The sequence below is a fragment of the Streptomyces sp. NPDC000878 genome (genome assembly GCF_053599695.1).
The window spans coordinates 1-7597 of sequence record NZ_JBSFMT010000151.1 but is presented as its reverse complement, the minus strand read 5'-3'; the positions used below and the strand labels follow the sequence as shown (position 1 = coordinate 7597).

Annotated in this window: 7 protein-coding genes; 2 read left to right on the top strand and 5 right to left on the bottom strand. The window is 68.6% G+C overall.

Annotated features, from left to right (window positions below):
* Positions 1-113 precede the first annotated feature (113 nt).
* The 5 genes from ACWDR4_RS49400 to ACWDR4_RS49380 form a co-directional block, all read right to left on the bottom strand.
* Positions 114-986, bottom strand: coding sequence for a carbohydrate ABC transporter permease (locus ACWDR4_RS49400; protein WP_450418687.1), 873 nt, complete (start codon positions 984-986; stop codon positions 114-116).
* Entirely contained in the window at positions 976-1998 is a 1023-nt protein-coding gene (locus ACWDR4_RS49395; protein ID WP_450418686.1) for a carbohydrate ABC transporter permease, read from the bottom strand. The genes ACWDR4_RS49400 and ACWDR4_RS49395 overlap by 11 nt, the downstream gene beginning before the upstream one ends.
* A gap of 2 nt (positions 1999-2000) precedes the next feature.
* Entirely contained in the window at positions 2001-3293 is a 1293-nt protein-coding gene (locus tag ACWDR4_RS49390) for an ABC transporter substrate-binding protein (RefSeq protein WP_450418684.1), read from the bottom strand.
* Positions 3294-3644: 351 nt separating this feature from the next.
* Positions 3645-4685, bottom strand: a complete 1041-nt coding sequence (locus ACWDR4_RS49385) for a LacI family DNA-binding transcriptional regulator (protein ID WP_450418682.1) — start codon at positions 4683-4685, stop codon at positions 3645-3647.
* Positions 4686-4914: 229 nt separating this feature from the next.
* Positions 4915-5964, bottom strand: coding sequence for a LacI family DNA-binding transcriptional regulator (locus ACWDR4_RS49380; RefSeq protein WP_450418689.1), 1050 nt, complete (start codon positions 5962-5964; stop codon positions 4915-4917).
* Between the two features lie 234 nt (positions 5965-6198).
* Here ACWDR4_RS49380 and ACWDR4_RS49375 point away from each other — a divergent pair, with 234 nt between their 5' ends.
* Positions 6199-7218, top strand: a complete 1020-nt coding sequence (locus ACWDR4_RS49375) for a sugar ABC transporter substrate-binding protein (RefSeq protein ID WP_450418680.1) — start codon at positions 6199-6201, stop codon at positions 7216-7218.
* Positions 7218-7597: ABC transporter permease subunit (locus tag ACWDR4_RS49370; protein ID WP_450418678.1), on the top strand; the 380-nt coding region annotated here is incomplete at its 3' end. The genes ACWDR4_RS49375 and ACWDR4_RS49370, both read left to right, overlap by 1 nt.

Below are 7597 nucleotides of genomic sequence, written 5' to 3'. Positions count from 1 at the left end.
CGTCCGGCGTTTGAGGACGAGCGCGTTCAGCGCGATACGGGGGTTCGGGGGCGGAGCCCCCGAGGGATGGGACGGGTAAGGGCGGCGGGGGCGAAGAAAAGCCCTCACCCCCGTCACATCTTCGTCGCCCCCGCCGCCAGATCCCGCAAAAAGTGCCGCGCCCCGAACAGGAAGACGATGATCAGCGGGACGACACTCATCAGTGCCCCGGCCATCACCAGAGAGTAGTCGGTGTTGTACAGGACGTTGAGGTTGGCCAGGGCGACCTGGAGGGTGACCTTGTCGGGGTCGATCATGACGACCAAGGGCCAGATGTAGTCGTTCCAGATGCCGATGAACGTGAAGATGCCGAGGAACGCGAGGGCCGGCCGGAACAGGGGCAGGGCGACCTGCCAGTACAGGCGGAAGAAGCCGGCGCCGTCGATGCGCCCGGCGTCCAGGAGTTCGTCGGGCAGTGAGTTCTGGGCGTACTGGCGCATCCAGAAGATGCCGAAGGCGTTGGCCGCGCCCGGAATGATCAGCGCTTTCAGCGAGCCGGCCCAGCCGAACTCGGCCATGGTCACGAACTGCGGCACCAGGGAGAGCTGCGCGGGGATCATGTACGTGACCAGCAGCGAGCCGAACAGGAACTTCTTCGCCGGGAACTCGTACTTGGCGAAGGCGAACGCGGCCAGCGAGTCGAAGAACAGCACCAGCGCGGTGCCGAGCACGGCGACGACGACGGTGTTGAACAGCGAGCCGAAGAAATCGACGGTGTCGAGCACCCGCCGCATGTTGTCCAGGAGATGCGGTCCCGGGATCAGCTTGGGCGGGTACTGGTAGATGTCCTCGGTGGTGCCGGAGGCCATCACCACCAGCCAGTAGAAGGGGAACAGCGAGACCAGCACACCGAGGAGCAGGACCGACCGGACACCGATCCGGGTGACTCTGCTGCCGGAGCCGATGGCGAGGCCCGCGTTGCCGGTCGTCCTCTTGTCAGCGGCCATCACGGACCCCCTTGCGGCGCAGGCGCAGGCGCAGCGAGCGCGCGATCCCGGCGCGGTCGTCGCTGTCGGAGCCGGATACCAGCCGCCAGTTGATGACGGTGAAGACCGCGATGATCGCGAAGAGCAGCCAGCCCATCGCGGCCCCGTAGCCGAACTGGTGGTCTCTGAAGGCTTTCTGCCAGAGATAGAGCACGACGGTCATACCTTCCTGGCCGGGGCCGCCGATGGTTCCGACATCGTCCGACTGGAACAGCACCTGGGACTCGGTGAAAATCTGCAGGCCGTTGATGGTGGAGGTGACGGCGGCGAAGAGGATGACCGGCCGCAGCTGCGGCACGACGACCCGGAAGAGGGTCTGCCAGCTGTTCGCGCCGTCGACGCGGGCGGCCTCGAAGTGCTCGGTGGGGATGGCCTGGAGACCGGCCAGGAAGATCAGGGCGTTGTAGCCGATCCACCGCCAGATGATCATGATGGAGACGGCCGACTTGATGCCCCACTCTGAGGACAGCCAGCCGACCCCGTCCAACCCGACCGCGCGCAGCAGCGAGTTGGCGAGGCCCGCCTGGGCGAAGACGGAGCCGAAGACGATGGTCATGGCGACCATCGAGGTGACGTTGGGGATGAAGTACGCCACCCGCAGCGCACCGGTGAACCGGACCTGCGAGTGCAGCATGAACGCGAGCACCAGGGCCAGGAAGAGCATCGGCACCGTGGACAGGAACCAGATCTCGAAGGTGTTGAGCACCGAGTGCCAGAAGACCGAGTCCTCAAGGAGCCAGCCGTACTGCTTGAACCCGACGTAGCGCATGTCGCCGATGCCGTCCCAGTCCTGGAAGGACAGGTACAGCGAGAAGACGACCGGGAAGGCGCCGAAGACGGCGAACAGGACGTAGAACGGGGAGACGGCGAGGAGGGGTGGGAAGTGGCGGCGCCGTCCGCCGGGGGCGGTGGATCGCGTACGGCGGACCAGGCGCTGCTTGTTGTCGGTCGGCGGGTCGAGAACCGTGGCCATGGTCAGCTCACCCCCAGCCGGGACAGTGTGGTCTCGGCGGTGTCCACCGCGTCCTGCCAGGCTCGGTCGGGTTTCTTGCCGAGCAGTTCCACGTTGGTCAGCTCCTGGAAGAACGGGGTGTTGGCGGTCTCCTCGTACGGGCTGAAGTAGATGACCGGAGCCTTCTCGGCGGCCGGGCCGAAGACGTCGATGGGCCGCTGGCCGCCGAAGAAGGGGTCGGCCGTGTGCATCGCGGGGTCGGCGTAGGCGGCCGGAGTGGTGGGGAACAGGGACATCTCCTGGTAGCTCCTGAGCTGGTTCTCCGGGTCGAGCAGCCACTTCATGAAGGCGAATCCGCCCTCGGGGTCGCGGCAGTAGCGGGTCATGGTGACGTAGGAGCCGCCGTAGTTGGCGGGACCGTCCGGCAGGGTGGTCAGCCGCCAGGCGCCGGACGTCCTGGGCGCGGTCTCCTTGAGGCCGTTGATGGCCCACACCGCGGTGGTCATCGTGGTGACCTTGCCGTCGCTCATGGCCGCGTTGTAGTCCGGCGTACCGTCCGTGATCCTGGCGCTGAGCCCCTGCTGAAGTATTTCCACGGACAGGTCCCAGGCGCGTCGGATGTGTGCCTGGTCGCCGATGAAGCGGTTGTCGGCGTCCACGAACTGCCGAGGGCTCTGGAGCAGGGCCTGCTGAAAGACGTTGCCGATGTTGCTCACCAGGTACGGCTTGCCGGGCCCCTTCGTCCGGAGGGTCCGTCCGGCGTCGATGAACTTCTCCCACGTGGGCATCGCCTCGGCGACGTCCGCCGGTTCGTACGGCAGTCCGGCCGCCCGGAAGATGTCCCTGCGGTAGTAGAGCGCGGTGGGACCGGCGTCGAGCGGGAAGCCGATCATGCGGCCCGACGGGGTGAAGCAGCTCTTCCACTTCCAGTCGAGGTACTGGTCGCGGACGGATTCGGCGCCCACCGTCCGCAGGTCGAGGAACTCGTTCTCGTCGGGGAAGAAGGTGGCGAGGTTGTCTGAGTTCACGACCGTCAGGTCCGGCACATAGGCGTGGGCGGCGAGACTCGTGCGCACCTTGTGGTCGATGTCGCCGTCGGGGATCTGAGAGCCCTTCACCTTCACCCCCGGCGCACCGGGGACACCACGCCTGGCGGTGGCGAGGAGCTTGTCGCTCAACGAGCCCTTCCAGTACCAGAGGCTCAGATGGTCAGTACCCACGGAGGCCGAGCCACTGCTCGCCCCGCATCCCGACAGCCCCAGCAGGGCCGCACCCGCACCGCCGAGGGAGGCCCCCAGCAGTCGTCTGCGGGACATTGTTCGGTGTTCCATCGGCGCGCACTCACTTTCCGGGCACGGCTCGACCCGGCATGGCGCCGCTCGGGCCCGTTCAACGGGTGGGGGGAGAGCAGAAGGCGAAGACAACGATGTCGGCCAGAGCCGTGAACGTTCACGTGAACGTTGCCGTTGAGTATCGACACGGCCGAAAACCAGTGTCAAGAGACGTACACGCTCGATGTGTTGCTCTACTAGGGCAACACCGGGTGCCGAGGACGCGCACCAAAGGGGCGCGGGGCTGTATCGATCTGCGGCTCCGCCGCGGGGCGCGACCAGCCCCCACCGGGCCGCAGCCAACGACGAACCGCCCATCCGGCATCCGGCGGAGCCCTACGTCGAGGCGCGCAACACCAGTTGAGGCACCACCCACGCATCGGAACCGCTCAACGGCTCCTCCCCCGCCCGCAACCGAGCCACCTGCTCGACAGCCAGCCGCCCCAACTGCCGTTTGTCGAGATGCAGAGTCGTCAGCGCCGGCTCGACCAACTCCCCCAGCGACAACCCGTCGAACCCCAGGACGGCCAAGTCGTCCGGCACCCCCAACCCACGCCGCCGAGCGCAGCGCATCGCCCCGATGGCGATCAGGTCGTTGAAGCCGAAGACCGCGGTGATCTCGGGCCGGGCGTCGAGGAGTTGCCCCATGCCCGCCTCTCCACCCGCGACGCTGTGCTCGGGGCTCACCACGATCCAGCTGTCGTCGACGGGCAGTCGGTGCCGTCGGATCTCGGCCAGGAAGGCCTCCCGCCGGGGGCCGGGGGCGTTCCGGTCCCCGTCCAGCATGCCGATCCTGCGGTGCCCCTGACGTACGAGATGGGCGATGCCCTGTTCGAGCCCGGCGGCGGCGTCGATGCCCACGGCCGCGAACCGGGTCTGCTGCGGGCCGCGTTCGAGCAGCACGAGCGGTACGCCGCCGAGGTGACGGGCGAGAACGTCGTCGTCGTTCTTGAAGTAGCCGACGACCGCGTCCGCCTGATGGGACAGTACGTCGAGCGCCTCGCGCTCCCTGGTGTCGTCGGTGCGGGAGTCCCACACGACCACCTGCCAGCCGCGCTGCTCGGCGGCCTCCAGCACACCGGCGGCCACCTCGGGGAAGAACGGGTTCATCAGGTCCGGGATCACCAGCCCCGCCGTCACCGCCCCCTTACGGACCAGGCCCCGCGCGAACCGGCTCGGCCGGTAGTCCAGCAGACGGGCGGCCTCCAGGACCCGTTCCTTCGTGGCCGGGTCGATCTCGCCCTTGTCGTTCACCGCCCGGGACACCGTCTGGCGGGACACTCCGGCCAGTTGGGCGACGTCGTTGATCGTGGCCCGGCGGCGGGGGCCGTCAGGCTGCTCGGTACGCGGCTCCCGCTGCTGATTGTCGGCCCACACGCTGTGCACTGTATCCGGCCACGACACGTACCGTGATTGCTCCGATGTGCAGCCCACGCACTCAAGGCGTCCTCCCGTACACCGTGGGCGACGGCACCATCGACGTCACGCCGGCGGCCACCGCGCCCGACGCGGACGTCTCGGTGGTCCGCGTCGAGGCGCGCGGCATGCCGGCGTACTCGCCGACGGGGTCTACCAGCCGTACGGAGGCAGGTTTCGCCGATCCCGTTCAGCCGCGCTCCGCGGTCGTGCCCCGCAGGACGAGGCGTGGGTTCAGCACCACCTCGCGGGGCTCCGTACGGCCCTGGTCGAGGCGTTCGACGGCCGCGGTCACCGCGTGCCGGGCCTGTTCGCGGGCGCTCTGGCTGACGGTGGTCAGGTTGAAGCAGCTCAGCCGGGAGAGCGCGTCGTCGTCGTAGCCGGCCACCGACACCTGGCCCGGGACGTCGACGCCCGCGCGGGAGAGGGCGGCCAGGACGCCGATGGCGGACTGGTCGTTGTAGGCGACGACAGCGGTGGGCAGCTCGCCGCCGTCGACGAGGTGGCGGGCCGCGCGCTCGCCCGCCGCCTCGGTGTGGTCACCTCGCAGGACGCCGATGTGCGCGTCCAGGCCGTGCCGGCGCATGGCGGCGCGATAGCCGCGGCGCCGGTCGGTGGCGATCACGCCCTTGCCGCCGTCGACGTACGTGATCGCCCGGTGGCCGAGCGACACCAGGTGGTCGACGATCTGTCCGACACCGTCCTCGTCGGCGCTGCGTACGACGTCCAGGTCGGCGTCGGCGATCCGGCGGCCGACGGCGATGACTGGGGCCTTGCGGTCGAGGGCGGCGAGCGTGTCGGCGGGAGCGGTCGGGCCGAGCAGGATCAGGGCCTCGCTGCGGAAGGCGAGCAGTGTCTCGACGGCGGTGTGCTCGTCGCGGGTGCGGGTCTGGGTGCTGAGGACGAGGTCGTAGCCCACGTCCTCGGCGGCCGTGTGCAGATGCTCGACCAGTTCGGCGTGGAACGGGCTGTGGATGTCGACCATGACGCCGAGCAGCCGGGTACGTCTGCTGGCCAGCATGCTGGCGGTGCGGTCGACCTGGTAACCAAGGTCGGCGGCGGCCTTCAGGACACGCTGCCGGGTGCGCTCGCTGGGGCCAGCCACTCCGCGCAGCACCAGGGAGACCGAGGCGGTGGACACCCCCACGCGGGCGGCCACGTCCTCCAGCCGGGGGCGCCTGCTCGCACCGTCCCGGCCACGAGCCGAACCGGCCTCGTCCACTTGCGCCTCCCGCCACATCTCCTTGCGCAACACCCTTGACACGTTCGTGAAACGAGCCGATAGTACCAGAACTTAAAGCGCTTTAAATTGTCCTGATGTTCTCACCGCGACCCTGACAGAGGCCGTCGCGGTTCCCCGGCCCCATCCACCAGCCGCGGATCGCTGCCACACCCGCCACACCCGCCCCCCACCACCACTTGCCACCCCCCTTTCCTCCCGTTTTCTCCCATTGCACAGCGAGGTGCATGAAGCATGAACCGCACATCTCTTCCGCGATCCCGCAGAATCGCTCCCGTCGTCGCCACGGCCGCGGCAGCCGCCCTGGTGCTGGCCGGCTGTTCCAGCGGCTCCGGCGGCAAGAAGTCCGAGGACGGCGGCACCGACGCCTCGGCGGGCAAGGCCACCACCCCGCGGATGACGATCGCGATGGTCACTCACGCACCCTCCGGCGACACCTTCTGGGACACCATCCGCAAGGGCGCCCAGGCCGCCGCCGCCAAGGACAACGTCAAGCTCATCTACTCGAACGACGAGACCGCAGGCGACCAGGCCAACCTGGTGCAGAACGCGATCGACCAGAAGGTCGACGGCATCGCGGTCACCCTCGCCAAGCCCGACGCGATGAAGGCCGTGGTCGCCAAGGCCGAGGCGGCCGGCATCCCCGTCGTCGGCTTCAACGCGGGCCTCGGCGTGTGGAAGGAGCAGGGTCTGCTGTCCTTCTTCGGCCAGGACGAGTCCGTGTCCGGGCAGGCGCTCGGCACCAAACTCAACTCCACCGGCGCCAAGCACGCGGTGTGCGTCGTCCAGGCCCAGGGCGACGTCAACCTCGAAGAGCGCTGCGCCGGTGTGAAGAAGACGTTCAGCGGCAAGACCGAGACCCTCTACGTCAACGGCACCGACATGCCGTCAGTGAAGTCGACGATCACCGCGAAGCTCAACCAGGACAAGTCCATCGACGAGATCGTCACGCTCGGCGCCCCGTTCGCGCTGACGGCGGTCCAGTCGGCGTCCGAGGCCGGCAGCAAGGCGAAGGTCGCGACGTTCGACCTCAACAAGGACCTCATCGCCGCCATCGAGTCGGGTGACATCCAGTTCGCGGTGGACCAGCAGCCCTACCTCCAGGGCTACTTGGCCGTCGACTCCCTGTGGCTCTACAAGAACAACGGCAACTACAGCGGCGGCGGCGAGCAGCCGATCCTGACCGGTCCGGCCTTCGTCGACAAGTCCAACGTCGAGAAGGTGGCCGCGTTCGCCGCGAAGGGCACCCGGTGATGAGTGTGACCCAGCAGGCTGCGCCGGCGGTGACCACACCGCCGGCTCCGCCGGCCACTCAGAAGGACGGCCGCACCGCTGAACGGTCCCTGGGGCGCCGGGTGTTGGCCCGCCCCGAGGTCGGCGCGCTGATCGCGGCGATCAGTGTGTATCTGTTCTTCTTCGCGGCGGCGCCTTCCTTCCGGGAGACCAGTGCCCTCGCGACCGTGCTCTACCAGGCCTCCGTGATGGGCATCATGGCCCTGCCGGTGGCGTTGTTGATGATCGGCGGCGAGTTCGACCTCTCCGCCGGTGTCGCGGTCACGACCTCGGCGCTGACGGCGGCGATCCTGAGCTTCCAGCTGTCCATGAACGTGTGGACGGGTGTGATCGTCGCGCT